The 18,426-nt window shown below is 68.3% G+C and carries 17 protein-coding genes and 2 pseudogenes; 11 read left to right on the forward strand and 8 right to left on the reverse strand.

The features are described from left to right. Positions 1–201: 201 nt before the first annotated feature. The 3 genes from OHT76_RS42745 to OHT76_RS42755 all read left to right on the forward strand — a co-directional run bounded on the left by OHT76_RS42745 (position 202) and on the right by OHT76_RS42755 (position 3,285). Positions 202–1,647 (forward strand): helix-turn-helix domain-containing protein, encoded by a 1,446-nt coding sequence (locus OHT76_RS42745; RefSeq protein WP_328876262.1) that lies wholly within the window; start codon positions 202–204, stop codon positions 1,645–1,647. A 9-nt stretch (positions 1,648–1,656) separates the two neighbouring features. Further along, the gene (locus OHT76_RS42750) at positions 1,657–2,142 is read left to right on the forward strand and encodes a hypothetical protein (RefSeq protein ID WP_328876263.1); all 486 of its coding nucleotides are present in this window, start codon (positions 1,657–1,659) and stop codon (positions 2,140–2,142) included. 498 nt (positions 2,143–2,640) lie between these two features. Further along, positions 2,641–3,285 (forward strand): hypothetical protein, encoded by a 645-nt coding sequence (locus tag OHT76_RS42755; protein WP_328876264.1) that lies wholly within the window; start codon positions 2,641–2,643, stop codon positions 3,283–3,285. Between the two features lie 130 nt (positions 3,286–3,415). Here the strand turns inward: OHT76_RS42755 and OHT76_RS42760 are convergent. Both OHT76_RS42760 and OHT76_RS42765 read right to left on the reverse strand, forming a co-directional pair. Continuing rightward, a pseudogene (locus OHT76_RS42760) lies at positions 3,416–4,074 on the reverse strand (MSMEG_1061 family FMN-dependent PPOX-type flavoprotein). 255 nt (positions 4,075–4,329) lie between these two features. Continuing rightward, positions 4,330–5,706 (reverse strand): DUF5685 family protein, encoded by a 1,377-nt coding sequence (locus OHT76_RS42765; protein ID WP_328876265.1) that lies wholly within the window; start codon positions 5,704–5,706, stop codon positions 4,330–4,332. A gap of 366 nt (positions 5,707–6,072) precedes the next feature. Here OHT76_RS42765 and OHT76_RS42770 point away from each other — a divergent pair, with 366 nt between their 5' ends. Continuing rightward, positions 6,073–6,696, forward strand: coding sequence for a DUF6000 family protein (locus OHT76_RS42770; RefSeq protein WP_328876266.1), 624 nt, complete (start codon positions 6,073–6,075; stop codon positions 6,694–6,696). A 372-nt stretch (positions 6,697–7,068) separates the two neighbouring features. Here OHT76_RS42770 and OHT76_RS42775 read toward each other — a convergent pair whose 3' ends face one another. After that, a complete protein-coding gene (locus OHT76_RS42775; RefSeq protein WP_328876267.1) occupies positions 7,069–8,412 on the reverse strand; it encodes an RNA-guided endonuclease InsQ/TnpB family protein in 1,344 nt (447 codons plus the stop codon). 25 nt (positions 8,413–8,437) lie between these two features. Here OHT76_RS42775 and tnpA (OHT76_RS42780) point away from each other — a divergent pair, with 25 nt between their 5' ends. The 4 genes from tnpA (OHT76_RS42780) (at position 8,438) to OHT76_RS42795 (ending at position 10,792) form a co-directional block, all read left to right on the forward strand. After that, the gene (tnpA, locus tag OHT76_RS42780; RefSeq protein ID WP_328876268.1) at positions 8,438–8,869 is read left to right on the forward strand and encodes an IS200/IS605 family transposase; all 432 of its coding nucleotides are present in this window, start codon (positions 8,438–8,440) and stop codon (positions 8,867–8,869) included. 658 nt (positions 8,870–9,527) lie between these two features. After that, positions 9,528–9,767, forward strand: a complete 240-nt coding sequence (locus OHT76_RS42785; RefSeq protein WP_328876269.1) for a hypothetical protein — start codon at positions 9,528–9,530, stop codon at positions 9,765–9,767. Further along, entirely contained in the window at positions 9,767–10,144 is a 378-nt protein-coding gene (locus tag OHT76_RS42790) for a fic family toxin-antitoxin system, toxin component (RefSeq protein ID WP_328876270.1), read from the forward strand. The genes OHT76_RS42785 and OHT76_RS42790 overlap by 1 nt, the downstream gene beginning before the upstream one ends. 174 nt (positions 10,145–10,318) lie before the next feature. Further along, a complete protein-coding gene (locus OHT76_RS42795) occupies positions 10,319–10,792 on the forward strand; it encodes a hypothetical protein (RefSeq protein WP_328876271.1) in 474 nt (157 codons plus the stop codon). Positions 10,793–10,986: 194 nt separating this feature from the next. Here the strand turns inward: OHT76_RS42795 and OHT76_RS42800 are convergent, their stop codons facing one another. Beyond that, entirely contained in the window at positions 10,987–11,460 is a 474-nt protein-coding gene (locus OHT76_RS42800; RefSeq protein ID WP_328876272.1) for a GNAT family N-acetyltransferase, read from the reverse strand. A gap of 328 nt (positions 11,461–11,788) precedes the next feature. Here OHT76_RS42800 and OHT76_RS42805 point away from each other — a divergent pair, with 328 nt between their 5' ends. Next, positions 11,789–12,202 (forward strand): hypothetical protein, encoded by a 414-nt coding sequence (locus OHT76_RS42805; RefSeq protein ID WP_328876273.1) that lies wholly within the window; start codon positions 11,789–11,791, stop codon positions 12,200–12,202. Positions 12,203–12,219: 17 nt separating this feature from the next. Here the strand turns inward: OHT76_RS42805 and OHT76_RS44265 are convergent. After that, a pseudogene (locus OHT76_RS44265) lies at positions 12,220–13,283 on the reverse strand (IS630 family transposase). A 680-nt stretch (positions 13,284–13,963) separates the two neighbouring features. On the opposite strand from OHT76_RS44265, the gene OHT76_RS44270 reads away from it, so the two are divergent. Further along, on the forward strand, positions 13,964–14,125 hold the full coding sequence (locus OHT76_RS44270; RefSeq protein WP_443049959.1) for a hypothetical protein: 162 nt from the start codon (positions 13,964–13,966) through the stop codon (positions 14,123–14,125). Positions 14,126–14,215: 90 nt separating this feature from the next. Here OHT76_RS44270 and OHT76_RS42825 read toward each other — a convergent pair whose 3' ends face one another. Beyond that, positions 14,216–14,617 (reverse strand): hypothetical protein, encoded by a 402-nt coding sequence (locus OHT76_RS42825; RefSeq protein WP_328876275.1) that lies wholly within the window; start codon positions 14,615–14,617, stop codon positions 14,216–14,218. A 259-nt stretch (positions 14,618–14,876) separates the two neighbouring features. Between OHT76_RS42825 and OHT76_RS42830 the strand changes: the two genes are divergently transcribed. Continuing rightward, positions 14,877–15,992, forward strand: coding sequence for an AI-2E family transporter (locus OHT76_RS42830; RefSeq protein WP_328876276.1), 1,116 nt, complete (start codon positions 14,877–14,879; stop codon positions 15,990–15,992). 444 nt (positions 15,993–16,436) lie between these two features. Here OHT76_RS42830 and OHT76_RS42835 read toward each other — a convergent pair whose 3' ends face one another. Then, positions 16,437–17,657, reverse strand: coding sequence for a metallophosphoesterase (locus tag OHT76_RS42835; RefSeq protein ID WP_328876277.1), 1,221 nt, complete (start codon positions 17,655–17,657; stop codon positions 16,437–16,439). 333 nt (positions 17,658–17,990) lie between these two features. Beyond that, positions 17,991–18,407 carry an IS200/IS605 family transposase gene (gene tnpA / locus OHT76_RS42840; protein WP_328876278.1) on the reverse strand — a complete coding sequence of 139 codons (417 nt, stop codon included), beginning with the start codon at positions 18,405–18,407 and terminating at the stop codon, positions 17,991–17,993. Between the last annotated feature and the right edge of the window lie 19 nt (positions 18,408–18,426).

An 18,426-nucleotide genomic window follows, 5' to 3' on the forward strand; every position in this document is an offset into this window, starting at 1 on the left:
GACGCTCCCTCACTGGTTTGAGCGTTGACCACTCCCGGGGCCGATCGCCGCGGTCGCCGGGGCTGATCTGTTATGCATCGAGATTCGTCGCTTGGGCGCAACTCGGGGATGACCGGCGGGTGTTACCGAGGCGGAAATACACTCGTTCCTGGTTCGGTACGGCGCGATGAAGCGCATACGATCACACCGGAAGTTGGCCCCATGGACGCCATCACCCCCGGCCCGCTCGCCCCCGAGGTCCTCGATCGAGGAGACGTCAAGCGAGCCCTGGCAGAGCACGACTTCTCGGCGGCCTTCTCACTCATGAAGAAGTGGGGCGGCCTGTCGCAGAACCGGATCGCGGCGGCCTGCCAACTCACGCCAGGCAAGGTTTCCACGATCATCAGTGGGCAGCAGCAGATCACCAGCTTCGACGTGATCTGCCGCATCGCCGACGGGCTACGCATTCCCGGGCGCATGGTCGGGCTCGCCGACCGGCCGTGGGAGAGACAGCCAGATACCCCGGACCCCCCAACGCCGCCAGCCGCACGGACATCCGATGACGCCCCCTGGGAACCCGTTGCGACCGTAGGCCTGGCCGCAGATCTGACCAGGAGCGATCTCATGATGGACCGCCGCGCAGCTACGCGCGCCCTCACCAGCGCCGCCCTGTCCGGCGCCGCGCTGCTCGACTCCCTGGAAGGCTGGCTCCAGCCCACGCCAGCCGCCGCACCCGCGCGCCGACGTGGGCGCATCGGTCAACGCGAAGTCCGCGAACTGGAGACCACGGCGCGCGCCTTCCGGGCGTGGGACCACAAGTTCGGCGGAGGCCTTCGCCGCAAGGCTGTCGTCGGACAGCTCAACGAGGTTGCCAGTCACCTGGAAGAACACCAGGCACCGGACGTCGAGCGCGGTCTCTGCCAGGTGATGGCCTTCCTCAGCGGCACGGCTGCCACGATGGCGTGGGACTCAGGCCTCCAAAAGCAGGCCCAGAGCTACTACATGCTGGCGCTGCGCGCAGCTCACGCCGGCAACGACTCTGCGTTCGGGGCCAACGTCCTGGCTGGCATGGCCCGGCAGATGCTGTACCGAGACCGCCCGCAGGATGCCCTCGAACTCGTGCACCTGGCGCAGAAAGGTGCAGGGAAGATGGCGGGCGCGCGGGTGCGGGCCATGCTCCATACCCGGGAGGCCTGGGCGTATGCGGCCATGGGGCGCGCCTCGGCATTCAAGCGGGCCACGGGCGAGGCGACCGAAGCGCTCACCGACGCAGACGGGAGCGAAGACCCGTACTGGATCGCTTACTTCGGCGAGGCCGAGCTGGCAGGCGTCACCGGTGGCCGTTTGCTGGATATGGCCCGCACCGATCCGCAGCAACACGCTGAGCCCGCCGCACAGAGCATCCGTGGCGCACTGGCGAGCCGCGGCACCGAGGCAGGCCGCAGCTACGCCCTGGACTTGATCGGCCTGGCCGAATGCCACTTCCTCATGGGCGATGTGGCAGGGGCCGTCGAGCAGACGCACCTTGCAGTCGACGCTGCGGCACGCACCCAGTCCAGCCGGGTCCGGGCCCAGTTGGGCCAGCTCTACCCGTACACGGTGGGTCGGTCGGCTTCGCGTACGGTCAGCGAAGCGCGGGCGAGTATCCGCGAACTGTTGTCGAGCTGAAGGAGCGACGTGACCACCATCGCTGTCACAGGGCACATGGACCTGACCGACTCCAGCGTCCCCCTGGTCCGCGACGCCCTGCGGGAGACGCTCAGGCCATACGCCGACAACCTCACTGGCGTCTCGTGCATCGCCAAGGGCTCGGACTCCCTGTTCGCCGAGGTCGTGCTGGACCTCGGTGGACGCTTGGTCGCCATCATCCCCTCGAAGGACTACCGGCAGAACAAGGTCAAGCCGGACCACGTAGAGACCTTCGACCGGCTCTGCGCTGCTGCTGCCGAGGTGGTGATCCTGGAACACGAGAGTGCGAACCGCTCGGCGTACGAGGATGCCAACCGCGCGCTGCTGAAGCGTGCCGATCGGTTGGTGGCGGTCTGGAACGGCGAACCTCCCAGCGGCAAAGGCGGCGGCACCGCGGATACCGTCCTGGAGGCGCGCGATGCTGGCCTCCCTGTCGACGTCGTGTGGCCCGGCCGGGCTGAGCGTCGAGCCTGACGACGATTGAGCCCCTGCTGCCGGAGCAGCAGGGGCCGGGTTTCACCCTCCGCCTGGCCGCGGGTGACATGCGCTCCAGACTGGCCCCACTCGCCGACCCAGGCACCTGGAGAGGGCGACGGACGCGGCACGGCAGGGCACACAGCAACTGGCTGAAAGGGAACGGGGAGCGGCATGACTACGGGGGGATGGGGGCCGGGAGGCGGTCCGGGTCAGTCTGGCGGCAGCTCACCGGGAGGCCCGGGCGGCTGGGGCGCCGGTTACGGGCGATCGCAGGGCGGCCCGTACGGTCCGCCACCACCGAATCCGGGCCCGTACCCGAACCAGCCTTCGTACCCCTACGGCCCCCAGCCCACGAGGCCCGCCGCCCGGCGTCGGCGCGGCTGCCTGTCGTTGGGCTCTCCCTTCGGGCTTGTCGGCGCGATCCTGCGTTCCGCGCACCGCGTTGCCGCCAGGCTCTTCGCGCAGGAGGGGGAGGGCAGGATCGAGGACCGCACCGTGGACCGCGTCCAGCTGGCCCGCACGGTGCTCGGTGCCGCCGCAACCATCGCCCTGATCCTCGCCTACAACGTGGATCCGGACCGCTGGGAGGATGCGGCGTACGGCGGTGCCGCCCAACTCATCGTCGCCCCGTTCGTGCTGATCATCGCCGCGCCCCTGGTCATCATCGGATTCATCTACTACGCGCCCCCGCACCTGCGGCCGCATCTGCGTTCTCGGCTGCGCGCTCCGCTCAAGGCGGTCGGCTGGTACGTGCTGACGTTGGTCGTCATCGGCGCAGTCCTCGTCCCGACGGCCCTGATCGTCGACGCCGACGACGGGAAGAGCTGGTGGGAGTACGCACTGGCCGTCGCCTCGCTGATCGTGATCGTGTGGGGCTTTCCCTTCTTCTTCATGGCGTCGCTGTACTCGGCCCGCAGTGCCTTCAACAGCGCCCAGGTCCACCCGATGCTTCCGCCCGTCCTGACCCTGATGCTGGTGTGGGTGTTCGCGGCCTTCAGTCTGATCGGCGACGGCATGCCGGGGGGTCCGCCCATCGTCCAGTTCTGCTCCACGCTGGGCGGGCCTCTGTCGGTGACCGCTGTCTCGGTGTGGGAACTGCGGCGGATGAGGACCCGTTTCGGCGTCACCCTGCGCGCCTGAACCGGCTTCGGGCCCCGCTCCCGGGTGAAGCGCGGGCCTTCGGTGAGGGGGTGTGAGGGTTCTCAGGGACAGAGCCAGGCGTGCCTGCCGGGGGTTTGGCTGGGTGGTTCAGCACTCACAGGTCGGGCCGTTACTCGTACGGGTACTTCAGCGAGTCCGCCCTCCGCCCGTTCGATGTCGGCGATCGTCAGCTCCGGCATCCGCAGTGGGGCCGGCGTCATCTCGGTCGAGGTCGGCTGGGCGTTGGCAGGCAGCCACTGCTGCGGCTTCCACGCCGCTGCCGCTGTGCAGCGGCGGCGTGGGGCCCTGCGGGTAGACCTCCGCAATCCCCGGCACCCAGCGCAATGGCCGACGGCTTTCCCACAGCGGTCAGCCGCGACAGCAACTCCGGGCGGGTGCAGACGCAGGCCGGCCGTTCACCCTGAGCGTCGTGGTGCGCCCCGGGATGACGAACAGCGGCCTGGCCCGTTGGGTGGCGACGACGTTCTGCGGTGTGTCCCGACGCTCATTGCCGGTCGCGTCCGGTATCGCCACGGTCCGTGCGTCCAGGACGGCGACGAACCCCGCCCGGCCGCCGAGCGGGGAGACGTCGCAGGTGCCGGGGTGTCCGCGCTGGCGGCCAGGACCAGTGAGGCGATGAACTGCCGGATCGGTTCGGTGAGTTCGGTCATCTGCTTGCACACGGCCGCGTCGCTGGGGCGTTCGTAGCCCCGGCGCAGCTTTTCCTGGTCGGGGCACGGCGTCGAGGCGGAGCGAGCCGAAGGCGCTGCCGGCAAGGGGCGTCGTCAGGCCCCCGACCTTGGGCAACTGCCACTGGCTGGAGCGCCCCTGCCTCACCGTCGCCTGCGCCGGTCGCGATCATGTGTCCCGAAGTCGACAACATCCCCGTCACCCCTACCGCGAACAACTCACTGCCCAGCGCACAAGCTGAACAACCCCCGCTGCACTGCCGCGAGGTTGAGTCCGTTGCCCGCGTTGTCCTGGACCGCGCCTCCGCACCCGGTTCCCCCACCGGGGCCGCGGTCCAGCCGGCTCATCCGTAGTTCAGTCGCAGCAGTCGCAGCAGCACTTGCATGGGTTGCAGCAGCCCCCGCCACTGCAGCAGCCGTCGCCCGGATCACCACCGGAACCACCGGACCCCCGGCCGCCCCCGCCCGAACCGCCGGAGCCACCGGAGTTGCCGCCGCTCGGTCCGCCGGACCAGCCGTCGCCCCCGGAACCGTCCCGGCCGGAACCGTCCCGGCGAAAAGTGCCGCTGCGATTGCCGTCGCCGAGCTGCCAGGGCTCTGCGTCATCCGGGCCGGCGTCTTCGGTGCAGGTGCAGCAGTTGAAGCACAACCTGCAATCGCGGCACAACTCGCGCCACTGGCCGCACCGTCGGCACTGCTCCTCAGAGGGCCGGCCCGACGCCATCGAGGGGGCTTCCGCGGCCGTGCCGGTGAGCGCCGCGACGCCGCAGCCCGTGCCCGTGCCGGTCCCCGGGAGGGTTTGCACCGCCGGACGGCGTCCCGGCCAGTCAAGCAGACGCGGGCCCCGTGCCTGGTGGCGGTGCTGGTGGTGACGATGCCGGGGATCGAAGACGCGGTCGACGGCGCGCTCCAGCTCGCCGCCCAGCAGCGCCCGTGCCAGCCGCCCGTCGACGAATTCGGCGTCGGACAAGGCGAGTCGGATCCCATGGACTGCGTCGTCGCACAGCCGACGCACCTCGGTGCGGTCGGCGCCGGTCACGGTGATCGGGTTCCACGCGCCGACCGCCGCGTCCGCGTCCAGATCCTCCACCGCGTCGAGCAGATGCGCCAGCCGGCCGAACAAGTGGCCGGCCTCCGCGAGCGGCTCGGCGTTAGTCGGGCGGCCGGCGAGGACCGCAGTGTGCGCGAAGGCGGCGGCGGTTGCCGTCTCCGTCGGTTGCGTGACCGTCAGAAGCGAGTCGCCCGGGCCGGTCAGCCGCTCGATCTCCGACTGCCGTTCGACCGCGCGGAGCAGCACCGCGGTGTCGAAGCCGAGCCGTTCGCCGCCCGCGGCACCGGCACGCTCCCAGCCGTGGGCAATCCTCCGCGCCGCCAGCGTCACCGGGCGGCGGCCCAACAGGCCGTCGCCGTCGGCCACATGGTCACGCATTTTCGCCGCAGCCAGCACCAGCGACACCGTCGCCGCCAGCCGGGCGCCCTCACCCTGCGCCACGTCCGCCGACCGCATCCCGCGCAGCGGACACGGACCGGCGCCTCGCCGCCAGTCGCCGCTGCGCTCCGACTGCGCCTCGGTCAGCACCGAGACGATCAGGCCGTCGTAATTGGTGGCCACCCGGGCGAACTGCCCGTACTCGCCGCGCAACGCCAGGCACAGCCCGCACATATGCGCCATCCACTCGGTGCGCATGCCCTCGCCCAGGCGATGACGGCATGGCCTGATGATTCCGAACATCGACTATCTCCCCCGTAGACACAGCTGCCAGGACACAGCCCGACGGGCGACATGCTAAAGCCTGCACGTACAAACGTTTGTCCTGCGGTCCTGTCGCGCTGCCTTCACGGGGCGAGGTCCAGACTGCCAACCCACCCACACCGGTTGACGGCCCGTCCAACCCACGACGAAGGTAGGACCGCATAGCCTCAAAACGAGATCACCGAGTGGCCGTCAATACACCACTCCAGAGCACGTGACCGCAGCATCTTGGGGCTGATCGACAGCATCGGGCAGCGGATGCAAGCTTCTCTGAACTAGCTATCGCTACTCGGGGCTCTGGCTAAACCGCTGGCAGCTGGGTCCTCGCCGGGCAAAGATGCAGCCATGCGCTATCCCAACACCGACCCCGAGCTCAGGGACCTGGTCCGACGATTCGTCACGCCCGGCCGCCGGTACATGCGGCTGGGTGGAAGCTCGCTGCGGTTGAGCGGGCCTGAGCGCGACCTGTTCGTGAGGGAGCTGGTCCAGGCTGCCGGGGAGATCACTCCCGTTGAACTCGGCATCCTTTTCGAAGGCGGTTGGCGAGAGCGTAGGACTGCCTCCTGGCTGGTTGCTGTAGCCGGCAGGACCGAGTTCCGCAGCCGCATCGGCGAACTCCTGCTGGCCAGCGGAGGCCCCGGCGGCGGGGCCTACTGCATCACGCTTGCCACCTTCGGCACCAGCGCGGACGCCGATCTAGTCTGCAGATACCTTGATCGCTGCTTGCCTCAACCCGACCTCGTCTACGACCAGATCGTTGCTCTCAGCACACTGCTTCACCTCGATGCCGTCCTTGGGACCGAGCGAGCATCCCCCTACCTTGCCGCCGGTGGCCTGTGGCAGCAGTGGACCGATGCCACGCCGAACCTGTTGCGGGATCCGCAGGAGTACCGGCAGGTCGTGGACCAGCTCTGCTCCTTCGCCAGCGAGTGCGCTCAACTCTTTGCCAGAATGGAGACCAGGCACTGAGCCTCCCGACCTGACCGCTGGACGCCGACTGCTCCGGTCCCCTCGGTAGGGTCTGGGGGGGCCGTAGTCGACCTCGATAGCGCGCCGGCGGATGTAGTCGACCAGCAGATCGCGGATATCGCGGTTGCGTACCTGGTGGTGGTCGACCAGGTCGTCGACGGACTGGCGGCCACGGATACTGGGGTCCTGCAAGGTCTGCGGGACCCAGGCCGGCAGGACGCCCATGTCGCGCAGCAACGGCCCGAAGCCAGGGATCCCGCATCCGGGATGGACTTTGCCGTAGTGCACCAGCGCGGCCGGGGTGAGGTCGGCCAGGGCGCGATCCCTTGAAGTTCTCCCCTCCCTTCGTAAGCTCAGGAAGGGGATTTCCGCCTACATTGCTGCGGTGGGTTTGACGGTTTTACCCGCCCTGCGACCGCGCCTTCCGGCGGCCGGGACCTCCACGATGACGTGGCCGATCCGGTACAGGTGCAAGATGTTGCGGGCTGCGTTCCAGTCGGCGTTCGCCGTCCAGCCGCAGTCAGGGTTCTTGCATACGAACAGTTCTTGATTCTCTCGGCTGCCGGGGACGGTGAATCCGCAGGCGGAGCATCGCTGGGAGGTATGCGGGGCGGGGACCTTGACGAGCCGGCCGCCGTAGCGGGCGGTCTTGTACGTCAGCATCGTCACGGTCCGCCCCCACGCCTCCTGGGCGATGGAGCGGTTCAGGCCGGCCTTCGCGGCGGCCCCGTTGGGCAGGAATGCTCCCGCGCTGTCGGGGTCGGGCTTCGGCTTGGGGGCTTTGGTCATGCCGAGGATGTTGAGCTGTTCGACCACCAGCACGCCGTACGTCTGGGCGAGGTAGGTGGTCGTCTGGTGCTGCCGGTTAAGGGCTCGTCGCGTGGCTTTTGCTCGGAGCTGCTTGATCTGGTCGTAGGTGTGCTGCAAACGCTTGGAGGCCTTCTCCCCGCGTTTGCGGAATGTCTTGCGGTGCGCGGCCTGCCGCTCCAGCTTGAGGAGCTTGGCCTTCTCCTTCGGGGTGAGCCACTTGTCACGGTCGCAGTCACCGCCTGGCAGGCGCGCAGGGCGCCCGTGGTCCTGGTGGTCCTTGTTCGAGAGGGCGAGGGGGATGTTGACCCCGGCGTCGATGCCGACCTCTGGCCCCTGGTGCGGCTCGGGGGAGCGTTCGAGGGTCTGGACGCGGAAGGCGATGTGCCAGCCGAGCGCGTCTTTGACCAGGCGGGCGCCGGTGATCCGGTTCTCCTTGTTCGCGCGCTTGCCGACCGGGAGGTCTTTGGTCCAGCGGAAGCGGACCCGGCCGACCTTGGGAATGTTGACCATGCCCCACCGGCGGTGGACGCGGACGATGTTCAGGTCCCGGCCCTGCGGAATGTCCACGGACATCGGAGTACGGAAGCGGCCCTTGTAGCGGGGCTCGTCGGCCCGTCCCTCCCAGCAGTTCACCCACGCCCGGTGGTACGTCTTCAAGACGGCCTGTGCGGCCTGGGCGGGAAGGTCGGCGAGGTAATCGAGATCCTTGCGGGCCTGCCGTATCGCAGCGTCCGCGCCTGCCAGGGTGCGCTTGTCCCTGGGCATCATCTGCCACCAGGAATGCAGGCAGTTCCACATGGTGCGGGCCGCGTGCGCCTGGTCATTGATGACGCGGATCTCGGCAGGGCTCAGTGCCAGTCGGGCGCGGTGCCCGAACTGCCGCTTCACCAGGCCGAGTTCACTCATAGTGATCACTCTACTCAGTTGGTTTATGTCACCACGCTGGAATCCGAATCCCGATGTCAGAACCGGCCACCACGTCGTCTACCACCTGCACGTGCATTTGGTGTTCGTCACCAAGTACCGGCGCAAGGCGTTCACGGACGAGATGCTGACGCGCTGCGAAGAGATCATGCGGGAGGTGTGCGCGGACTTCGAGGCTGACCTCAAGCAGTTCAACGGCGAACAGGACCACGTCCACCTGCTCGTGCACTACCCCCCGAACGTCCAACTCTCCAAGCTCGACAACTCCCTCAAGGGCGTCTCCGCCCGCCTGCTCCGCAAGGAGTACGACGCCCACGTGCGCCGGTACCTGTGGGGCGGACACCTCTGGTCCGGCTCGTACTTCGCCGGAAGCTGTAGCCGGGCGCCCCTGACCGTCGTACAGCAGTACATCGAGCGGCAGAAACGCCCCGTGAGCTGAGCTGAACACTGCGGACCCATGCACCCGGCGCGGGTCAGAGCAGTGCTGAGACGGCCTTCACCACCGCCCTGAAGGGCGGCGCACTGGCCACGATCAAAGGTAGACGGTCAGGGCCCGGCACAGATGCCGGATCGCGCTCTTGCGCCCGTCGTCGCTGACCGGGTGCCCCTGGAGCCGGCGGAGGAACTCCTCCAGAAGCGGATCACGGCTGAGGGCGGGAACTTCTCGCTGTACTGCGGAGAGTTGGTTGCCCGCAAGGCGTCCTCGGTCGGCTGGGTCAGCCGCATGCTCCTCGCGCCCGCGGGGATGGTCCCTCGTTCTTGTTGTTATACAGCGGGAAGAACCTGCTCCCCACGCTCGCGGGCATGATCCCGGGTACCGAGGCCAGCGCTCTCCTGGCAGAGGTGCTCCCCGCGTCGGCGGGGATGTTCCAAAACGCGAAGGGCTCCCCCGATGCACCTCAGGTCCGCGGGGAGGTTCCGGGATCACCCGGCCAGGTCGGCGGCCCGCTGCTTCGGCTCCTGGGGTGTCCCGCTGGGACACGGCGATCATGGCGGCCGGTGAGTGCTGCACGACCTACCGCGAGCCCGCGAGTGGCCTGGCGTCTGTCCACGCGGAAGGCTGTACGGCACTGGTAACAGCTGTTACCGTTTGGGGTATGGCTAAGACACAGCTGGGTGCACGCGTGGACAGTGAGATCAAAGCGCTGGCCGAAGCGCGTGCCGCGGACCGGGGAGTGAGCCTCGGCGACTACATCGCCGCCCTGGTGCGCGAAGACACCGAAGGGCTCAGGCAGCGGGGTCTGGACGCCGCCCGCCGGTTCCTCGATGAGCATCAGGCGCTGTTCGACGAAGCGGAGCACGCGGACCACCAGGCCACCGGAGCGCATGCCGCGTAATGGACCTGCACATCGACGTCCCCTGGATCCTGCAGGTCGCGGAACTCGCCGGTGCCGGGGATCCGGCTCCCGACGACTACGGCGTGCCGGTAGCGGCGGTCGCCTGCCACCGAGCCGAACTCCTGGAAACACCTGTCTACGACGGCCCCTACGCCCGCGCCGCCGCCCTGGTGCACATCCTCGGCCGCTGCCGCTGGCTGGAGCACTCCAACATGGCCGTCGCCGCCGCGACCGGCGTGATGTACCTGGAGGCCTCCGGTATCCCGGTCAAGCCCACCCGCGAAGACGCCCTCGCCCTCCGCGATCTGCTGCGCGCTCCGGACTGCACAGCCAAGCAGATCGCCGCCCTGCTGCACACCTGGCCCCAGACCACCTGAACCACTCCTGGACGTCACCGGCGCCCCGAGCCTCGCAGAACACAAAGCCGACGGTTCGCCCTGTGGCCGGTAGGCCAGCAGGCTCCGCGCCCCAAAGAGGGCGACCGATTACCGCTTTCGTGGGTTTCCTGCGGTACCACCCGCTGCGGGGCGGGGAGCCATACAGTGCCGCTGTTGGGCGACTACTCCGGCTTCATCAAGCAGCAGGTCTCCTCGCGCCGTCATCGGGCGGACGGGAGTTCGGAAACCACACGGGACCCGGCGGTGTGGACGCTGGCGCACTGCGGGTACAGCGGCGGCGGGCGGCTGGATGTGTGGGTATATGCAACCAAGCGCGAGGCATTGTTGGAGGGCGCGAAGCTCGCCCTGGCCGGCGGCCTGGACGAAGACGACGAGGCCTGCCGGGACTTCGAGGCCGGCCGCCACCAGAAGTTCTTGGACCGCTACGAGGAAACCCATCCCGACACCCACATTCTCCGGGTGCGGTGCAGCCAGCATTCCTCCAGATCCCTGACTGAGAACCTGTGGACCCCCCCCGCCGATGCTGGGATGAACCTCGTAGTGCTCCCAGCCGACGCGGCGGTGAACCGCTGCCGCACCTGGTTCGGATGGATCTGCGGCAAGTCCTCCCTGCCGGCGCGGGGGTGATCCGGCGAAGAACAAGGCGGAGGCCAAGGAGGCGTGCTCCCCGCCGACGGGGGGATCCGCTGGCACGCAGTCAGGTGGGCTACCACGAGGTTGCTCACGCCGAGCGTGCGTGATCCGGCGCCTTCCCCGGACACGGTCGCCCGGTACCTGTGCTCCCAGCCGACGCGGGGGTGATTCGCTTGACGGCTGGTGAGTTATGGCCGCGAGACGTTGAGCGGCAGTTCTCGGTGGAAGACGGCCATGGCTTGGCCGGGGCCGTTGTAGTCGTCGGCGATCTTCGTGTCGAAGCCGAGCCTGCGATGGAACGCGATTGAGCCGGTGTTCTCGATGGACGTGATCGCCTTCAACTGCCGTGCACCGTGACGCTCCGCTGCTTCTGCGAACGCCGTATACAGACGACGCCCGAGACCGGTGCCACGGGCGTCGTCCCGCGTGGCGATCAGGTGCACGTACCCGGTGCCGTTGGGGGTTACGAACCCGAAGATGTATCCATGGATTCCGTCCTCGGCTCGGGCAACCAAGCAGGTGGAACCGAACTCCTGCACCATGGCCAGAAGGTGCAGCGACCGAAGGTCGCGTTCGCCCCAATAACGGGGGTGATCATTCAGGACCTTGTGGAAGTCGGCCACCGCGGCCGGTGCGATGTGTATGCCCATGATGACGATCATGGCAGGCGGGCCTTGGCCGTTACAGGCGAAGGTCCGTACGGGTTAGGCAAGTTGTGACACTCAATCGCTCCCAAGGTCGTTGGCGTGTTCCCCGCCGACGCGGGGGTGATCCGTACGCATTACACGGGTGGAGACCCGGCTACTCAACTTGATTGGGTGATGTCGGGTGGCTTTGGATCATCGGTCTCCTGCGCCGGTGACCGCCGACCCACATGGGCTGGCCCTCGGTGTGCATACTGTGACCGGCAGAGGGGCCGTCGTCCGACCGAACGGCGATGGGTGGGGCCGATAGGCCACGGGCCGGGCCGGACGATCAAGGAGACCAGCGATGGATGTCAAGGAAAGCTGGCGCCGCTACGGACTTCGCCCCGTCGGTGCGGACCTCGACGAGATCCGTGCACTCCTCAGAGAGCACACGGTGCGTGAGCGACGCGCCCAGGGCGCGGGCGACACTGAGCTGATGAGGCTCTGCTGCTTCCAGCTGTTCAACAGCGGCGACCTCGACGACGTACTCCTGATCTGGAGTGCGAAGCAAGCCAGCTTCGACGCAGCGTGCTCGATCGACATCGAATTCCTGCTTGGGCACGGGCTCGACGCGACGAAGGCCCACCTCTCGGCCAACCGTGCACCTTCTGCGACGGCGGCATTGGATCGACTGCGCGAGCTCGAGGCAGACGGTGAATTCGAGGGCTTCTCAGTGGAGGAGCGCTCCGCCGCCTGCGACCGGTACTACGCCGACTGACGAATCTGCAGCGCCGGTCAGTCGTCCGTGATGAGGCCGGTGCCCGCAAGGCAGCTGTCGACGAAATCCGGGCGGTACTGGATCTGCTTGAGCCTGCGCTTCACGGCCCTGGTGGTCTGGCCCAGGTCGGCTGCGGCGAGGTTGCCGATGTCGCGTTTGACCAGCGACCAGATGCCCTCCTGCGGGTTCAGGTCCGGCGCGTAGGTGGGGAGTTGGAACACGGTGAGCCAGGCGGCATTCGCGGCGATGAACTCCCGCATCCCGACGGTCAGGTGGAGGCGGACGTTGTCCCAGACCAGCACGATCGGTCCGCCGAGCTGGATGCGGGCACGCACCAAGAGGTCGCGGAGGTCCCGCCAGCCGAAGCCCTTCGGCTCGCCCTTGCGCCCTCGGTACTCGCGGATGGCGTAGATCAGCCGGGACCGCTCGCCCGGCTTGTAGCAGGTCATACCCGCCATCGACACCCGTCCGGAGCCCCGGCCGCGAACCCGGACGACCGGGGTTCGGCCGATCCGCCCCCAGGTTCGAGAGCGCGGCGGCGTCATCGACTGGCCGACCTTATCCTAGAAGACGCTCCAGCCGTTACACGCCGCCGCACACCTCTTACCCGTGGCCAGACCTCCTTCTTCCACAGCTCAACCGCCGCATCGTCGCGCTCGATCGCCCGGCGGGTGGGCTGCTGCCACGACCAGCCGTGCCGCTTCAGCAGCCGCCACGTGCCTTCCACCGTGTACGAAACGTGGAACAGTCGACCGATCAGCGTCTTGACTCACGCCAGCGTCCACCGCTGATCGGCCCAGCCGTGGACGAGCGGTCCACGCTCCAACTCCCGCTCCAGTCTCGCAATCTGAACCGAGCTGAGCCTGGGGCGTCCGGGCGATCCCTTCGACAGGATCCCGGCCTCGCCTCGCTCGAGCCAAGCCCGGCGCCACCGCTCCACCGACCGCTCGCTCACCCGCAGCGCGGCAGCGATCTCCCGGTTCTTCTCCCCGCCCTCGAAGCGTTCCACGGCCAGCAGCCGGATCCGCTCCCGCGCGGCCCTCTCGGCGTCGGTCAGCCCGCCGCCCTGCGCGTACCTCACAGCCCCACAGCTACCGCAGCCGACAAGCCGGCGTCAGGCAAACATCCCCGACATCACCCAATCAAGTTCAGTACCCGACGACAGGTTCTACTTCGCTTCGCCGCTGGTTTTGGCCCAGGCATTGTCACCCCTCACTGGAGCGCATGCCCATGAGCCCTCTCATCTCCTTCGTAGTTACCCTCAGCGCTGGCTTGTCCGCCTGTCTCCTCAAGCGGACGGCTGCTTGGCTCATCAGTGAAGGGCTCTGTCGACGATCTTGTGATGCCGTCGTTGCTGGTGGTACGGCGCTTCAAGTGCCTCAACTCCCGTTGTTCAGCAGCGACGTTCACCGAGCAAGTTCCCGGACTCACCAGCCCGCACGCCCGTTACACCCGCTGCTTCGCACGGTGCTCACCTCGATCGCGCTGACGCTGGCGGGCCGTCCCGGGGCACGGCTGGCTGGTGCGCTGAACATCCGCGTCGCGGGTCGAGGTGGCAGAGATGGGTGGCCGCGGTCCTGGATCCGCAGCGCTGGCTGGAACTACGGCGTTTTCGTGGCCTGGTCGAGTCCGGAGCCATGAGCCTGACCGAGGTCGCCAAGGGAGACGGGCCTGAACTGGCGGACGGTCAGCAAGTACCTGTCAGGCGACGGACCCGCCTCGCCGCCGCGCCGGTCGCCGAACGGCCGGTCCCGGGCCAGGGTGATCCACGAGTTCGCGCCGCTGGTCGACTCGATGCTGTGGGCGGAGGTCCTGATGAAGGCCGCTGTGATCTACGGGCGGCTCGCCCAGGAGTACGGGTTCACCGGCAACTACCAGCGGACCAGGCTCTACGTCCAGGAAGCCCGGCCCCGGATCGCCTAGGAACTCGGCATATCAACGGCCCCAGCTACCGGCTGAAGAACCGCCTCAAGGCCATCGAGCGAGAGAACGACGTGGCCTGACCGGCTGCGATCAGGACACCGGGTTCTCGCCCGGTGGGATGAAGGCGTCGGCGCCTTCAGCATCCTCGACATGCCCCTGGGCATCGACTGTGATGGCCGTCGCCCGGCCCTGCGGCGTGATGAGCCAGGCCAGTACCTGTTCCGTCTGCGGCGTTCCCCCTGGGCTCTCGTCCTTCCAGTGCACCCGCCACCCTCCGCCAGGCACCGCGGCCACAACCTGGTCAGCTCGCTCCAAGTGGGAGAAGTCCTCGTAGTCCGTCACCGCACGCAGGGCGCCACGCCTGGGATCGACGACCAGGGCCGTTCCGGTCGCCTGGTCCCAGCCCTCTACACGCACCATGCGGCCGATCTCCGTGTCGGTCCCATTGAAGATCGCGGTCCAGCCGGTCTGGTTGAAATAGCGAAGGGACACCGACCCATCATCTCGAACGACGACGCTTGCACTTCGCAGGTCTCCTCGCTCTGCATGTTCATCCGTACGCGGCTCTGCACATAGACGTGTATGCCGACACGCGACCCTGACGGAGAAGTCAAGCGCTCGCAACCGGCTGCCTCCCAGGGCGCCCTGGACCGGCAGATGCGGAATCCGGCGGACCGTGTTTGATGGGCATGGACATCCGTGGCCGACCGCGACGGCAGGGGGCAACGGGGCTCCCCATAGGGTGACCTTCATGCCTGCCACGGTGAGTTCCGCGAAATCCCGCGCCGCGTTGCGCATATCGGCACGTGTCTGCGCCGAGTTGCTGTTGGTCCTCGTGACGCTCGCGGTGGCCCTCTGGCTGCTCGACCGGATGTGGTCGGTGGTCTGGCCGCTCATTGTCGGTCTGCTCCTCACCACGCTGACCTGGCCTCCGACGCGTTTCCTCCGCTCGAGAGGGTGGCGTCCGGCCCTGGCCGCGGCATTGGTGACCATCATGTTCCTCCTCGTTGCCGCAGGCGTCGTGGCGCTGATCGCGGTTCCGGTGGCGTCCCAGTCCGGCGAGCTGACCGACGGCGTGATCGAGGGTGTCCAGCGGCTGCGGGAGTGGGCCGCGGGTCCGCCGCTGAACATCGGGGACGCTCAGATCGACAAGGCCTTCGACAGCGCGGTCGACCGCGCCCAGGACGGTCTCGGCAGCGCCGTCACCGCCCTGGTCACGGGGGTGAGCAGTGTCGTCAACGGCGTGATCACCGCTGTGCTGGCCCTCTTTTTGATGTTCTTCTTCCTCAAAGACGGGCCGCGGTTCCTGCCGTGGCTCGCCCGCCAGCTGCCTGGTCGGCTTGCCATCGACGTCCCCACAGTCGCCGCACGCAGTTGGGACACCCTGGGCTCGTTCGTCCGATCCCAGGCTGCCGTCGGCCTGCTCGACGCCGTGTTGATCGGGATCGGCCTGTGGATCCTGGGGGTGCCGCTGGTGCTGCCGCTGGCGGTGCTGACGTTCGTCACCGCGTTCGTGCCGATCGTGGGCGCACTGTTCGCCGGCCTCGTGGCGGTTCTCATTGCCCTGGTATCCAATGGGCTGTCCGACGCGCTGATCGTGCTCGCCATCATCGTGGTCGTGCAGCAACTCGAGGGGAACGTGTTCCAGCCCATGATCCAGAGCCGTGGGCTCGGCCTGCACGCGGCGGTGATCCTCCTGGCAGTAACACTGGGCGGCAACCTGGCGGGCATCGTCGGCAGCCTCCTCGCGGTCCCGGTCACGGCCCTGATCGCGGTGGTGTGGAACTATGCGCGCGAGCAGCTCGCCGAGCCGCCCGCGGAGCCGGAGAACGGCGATCCCGTCCCTGGAGCCGCTGTCCCGTCGTAGCGCCGCGCTCAAGCGCGACGGGCAGATTCCTCGCTCTGCGGGTGCCCCTTGCATCGCGCTGAAGTGTCCTGGTCAGTGTTTGGACGTGCGGAACACTTCGGTTTCGGTGCCCGGGTAGAGGGAGCCGTCAGGGGCGGCCCTTCCCCGAATGTGGAGTGGGTAGCAGACCCAGTCCGATGCTGGACAGGAGCTGGTGAGTTGGGTGCCGGTGGCCGCGTCGATGGCAGCGTGGTGGTACTGGACGAAGGTGTTCAGGCCGGTGCTTCCGGTCGGCCCGGCCACGGAGACGGCGCAGTCTTTCGCCGGAGCCGGAGCCGGAGCCGGAGCCGTGCCTGACCCGTAACCGCCCGGATCTTGTCTTCAGCCAGACCGGCCTGTCATCTATCGACGCAGCATCCCTCGGAGCGTGGACTGCTCCCAGCGAATGTGCCGGCCCGCCCAGCGCTACGGCGTGGGGGGCCGCTGTGGGGAGCGGAGTACGAGCAGGGTGATCTCGCTGGGGGCGAAGATGCGGAATGGCGGGCCCCAGAAGCCGGTGCCGCGGCTGGTGTAGAGGAGGGTGCGGGGGGCGTGGTGGCTGAGGCCGGCGAGGGCGGGCTGGTCGATGCGGACCAGGTGGTGGAAGGGCCAGATCTGGCCGCCGTGGGTGTGGCCGGAGAGTTGGAGGTCGATGCCGTCGGCTGCCGCCCGGTCGATGAACTTGGGCTGGTGTGCCAAGAGCAGGACGGGTATGTCGGGGTTGGCGCCGTCCAGGGCTCCGGCGAGGTGGGCGCGGTGCCCGGCCAGTCCGGAGGACTCCGCGGTGACGTCATCCACGCCGGCGACCACGAGGGTGTCGCCGCCGCGTTCGAGCAGCAGGTGGCGGTTGCGCAGCGGCTCCCAGCCCAGCTCGTCCATCAGGTCGACCCAGCCCTGGGCTTCGCTGTAGTACTCGTGGTTGCCGGTGACGTAGACACGGGCCTGGGTGGCCCGCACGGTTCCGAGTGGGGCGGCCTGGGCGCGGCGGCGTTCGGCCGTGCCGTCCGCGATGTCGCCGGTGTGGCAGACCAGGTCGGCTTCCAGAGTGTTCACCGTCTCGCACACCCGTGCCGACCAGCGGGTGCGATCGAGTGGGCCGTAGTGGGTGTCGGTGATGAGGACGACGCGGATGCCGTCCAACCCGGCACCCAGCCGTGGGAGTTGCACGTCGAGTCGGCGCACGCGTGGCACGCGGCGGGCCTCGGCGTACCCCCAGGCGAGTAGTACGGCGGTTGTGCCGAGGACGGCCCAAGTGACGATTCGGGCCCGTTCCTGGCTCTCGCCGACGCCGGCCACGGTCAGGGCGAGCCGTAGCAATACGCCGAGCAGAATGGACCAGGTGAACAGGACCCAGCTGATGCCCAGCAGGGTGTCACCGACGACCGCCGCCCGGTCCTGCTGGCGCCGGCCGTGTCCGCGCATCATCGCGAGCGGCATACCGGCGAGGCCGAGGACGAACAGGGCGGTGCCGACCAGCGTGACGGGCAGCGGCCAGCGCTGGCCGGTGTGCAGAAGCACCCAGCAGGGCACGGCCCACAGCAGGACAGGGGCGATCAGCGGGAGGTAGCGCATCAGGCGGTGCAGCCGGCTCTGCGGTGGCGCTTGCGCTTCACTGTCGGCGGGTCGGGTGTCGCTGGTGTCGGTCACGCTTCCCTCACAAACCAGGCTGCCGTCCCGCGCACTGTATCCGGTCGCCCTCGGGCCGGCCGGACCGGCCTACACGGGCGCGGCCCCTTGGAGCGAGCGGTTCTTGGCGGGATGGCAAGACTCCGCTCCGCAGACACACCTTCTTTGGCCCGTCGACAGGGGCGCTACCAGATTCATTCGCAGTGCATCGGGCTTCAGCCCGGTGGTGAAGCGAATCTTGTCGTGGCGACGCGGAGCGTCGCAGAATCTTGGTCGGCGGAGCTGGACATCGCCTGTTCACCATCCGTGGCGCGGAGCGCCGCGATGGCCGGTCCCGGCGGAGCCGGGCGATGCTCACGCGGGCCGGTTCTGTTGCTCGATGTACTGCCTGACGACGGAGAGCGGGGCGCCGCCGACGGTGCCGGCGAAGTAGGAACCGGACCAGAGCTTGTTGGCCCGCCAGTAGTGGCGTACCAGGTCGGGGAATTCCTGGCGCAGACGGCGGGAGGAGACACCCTTGAGGGAGTTGACGAGCTTGGTGACGGCGACCTTGGGCGGGAAGTTCACCAGGAGGTGGACGTGGCTGTCCTCGCCGTTGAACTCCACCAGCTCGCACTCGAAGTCCGCGCACACCGACCGCATGATCTCCTCCATGCGTCTCAGGTGAGCATCCGTGAACACCTTGTGCCGGAACTTGGTCACGAAGACCAAGTGCACATGCATCACGAAAACACAGTGCCGGCCAGTTCTGATCGTCTGCATCTCGCCCATAACCCAAGTATGTATCGTG

Origin of the sequence: Streptomyces sp. NBC_00287, from assembly GCF_036173105.1 — a bacterium.
GTDB lineage: Bacteria > Actinomycetota > Actinomycetes > Streptomycetales > Streptomycetaceae > Streptomyces.

What these genes read in the sequence shown, in the direction of transcription:
- OHT76_RS42745 (WP_328876262.1), top strand. Translation starts at nt 202, where the DNA reads ATGGACGCCATCACCCCCGGCCCGCTCGCCCCCGAGGTCCTCGATCGA.
- OHT76_RS42765 (WP_328876265.1), bottom strand. Translation starts at nt 5,706, where the DNA reads ATGTTCGGAATCATCAGGCCATGCCGTCATCGCCTGGGCGAGGGCATG.
- OHT76_RS42770 (WP_328876266.1), top strand. Translation starts at nt 6,073, where the DNA reads ATGCGCTATCCCAACACCGACCCCGAGCTCAGGGACCTGGTCCGACGA.
- OHT76_RS42775 (WP_328876267.1), bottom strand. Translation starts at nt 8,412, where the DNA reads ATGAGTGAACTCGGCCTGGTGAAGCGGCAGTTCGGGCACCGCGCCCGA.
- tnpA (WP_328876268.1), top strand. Translation starts at nt 8,438, where the DNA reads ATGTCACCACGCTGGAATCCGAATCCCGATGTCAGAACCGGCCACCAC.
- OHT76_RS42785 (WP_328876269.1), top strand. Translation starts at nt 9,528, where the DNA reads ATGGCTAAGACACAGCTGGGTGCACGCGTGGACAGTGAGATCAAAGCG.
- OHT76_RS42790 (WP_328876270.1), top strand. Translation starts at nt 9,767, where the DNA reads ATGGACCTGCACATCGACGTCCCCTGGATCCTGCAGGTCGCGGAACTC.
- OHT76_RS42800 (WP_328876272.1), bottom strand. Translation starts at nt 11,460, where the DNA reads ATGATCGTCATCATGGGCATACACATCGCACCGGCCGCGGTGGCCGAC.
- OHT76_RS42805 (WP_328876273.1), top strand. Translation starts at nt 11,789, where the DNA reads ATGGATGTCAAGGAAAGCTGGCGCCGCTACGGACTTCGCCCCGTCGGT.
- OHT76_RS42830 (WP_328876276.1), top strand. Translation starts at nt 14,877, where the DNA reads ATGCCTGCCACGGTGAGTTCCGCGAAATCCCGCGCCGCGTTGCGCATA.
- tnpA (WP_328876278.1), bottom strand. Translation starts at nt 18,407, where the DNA reads ATGGGCGAGATGCAGACGATCAGAACTGGCCGGCACTGTGTTTTCGTG.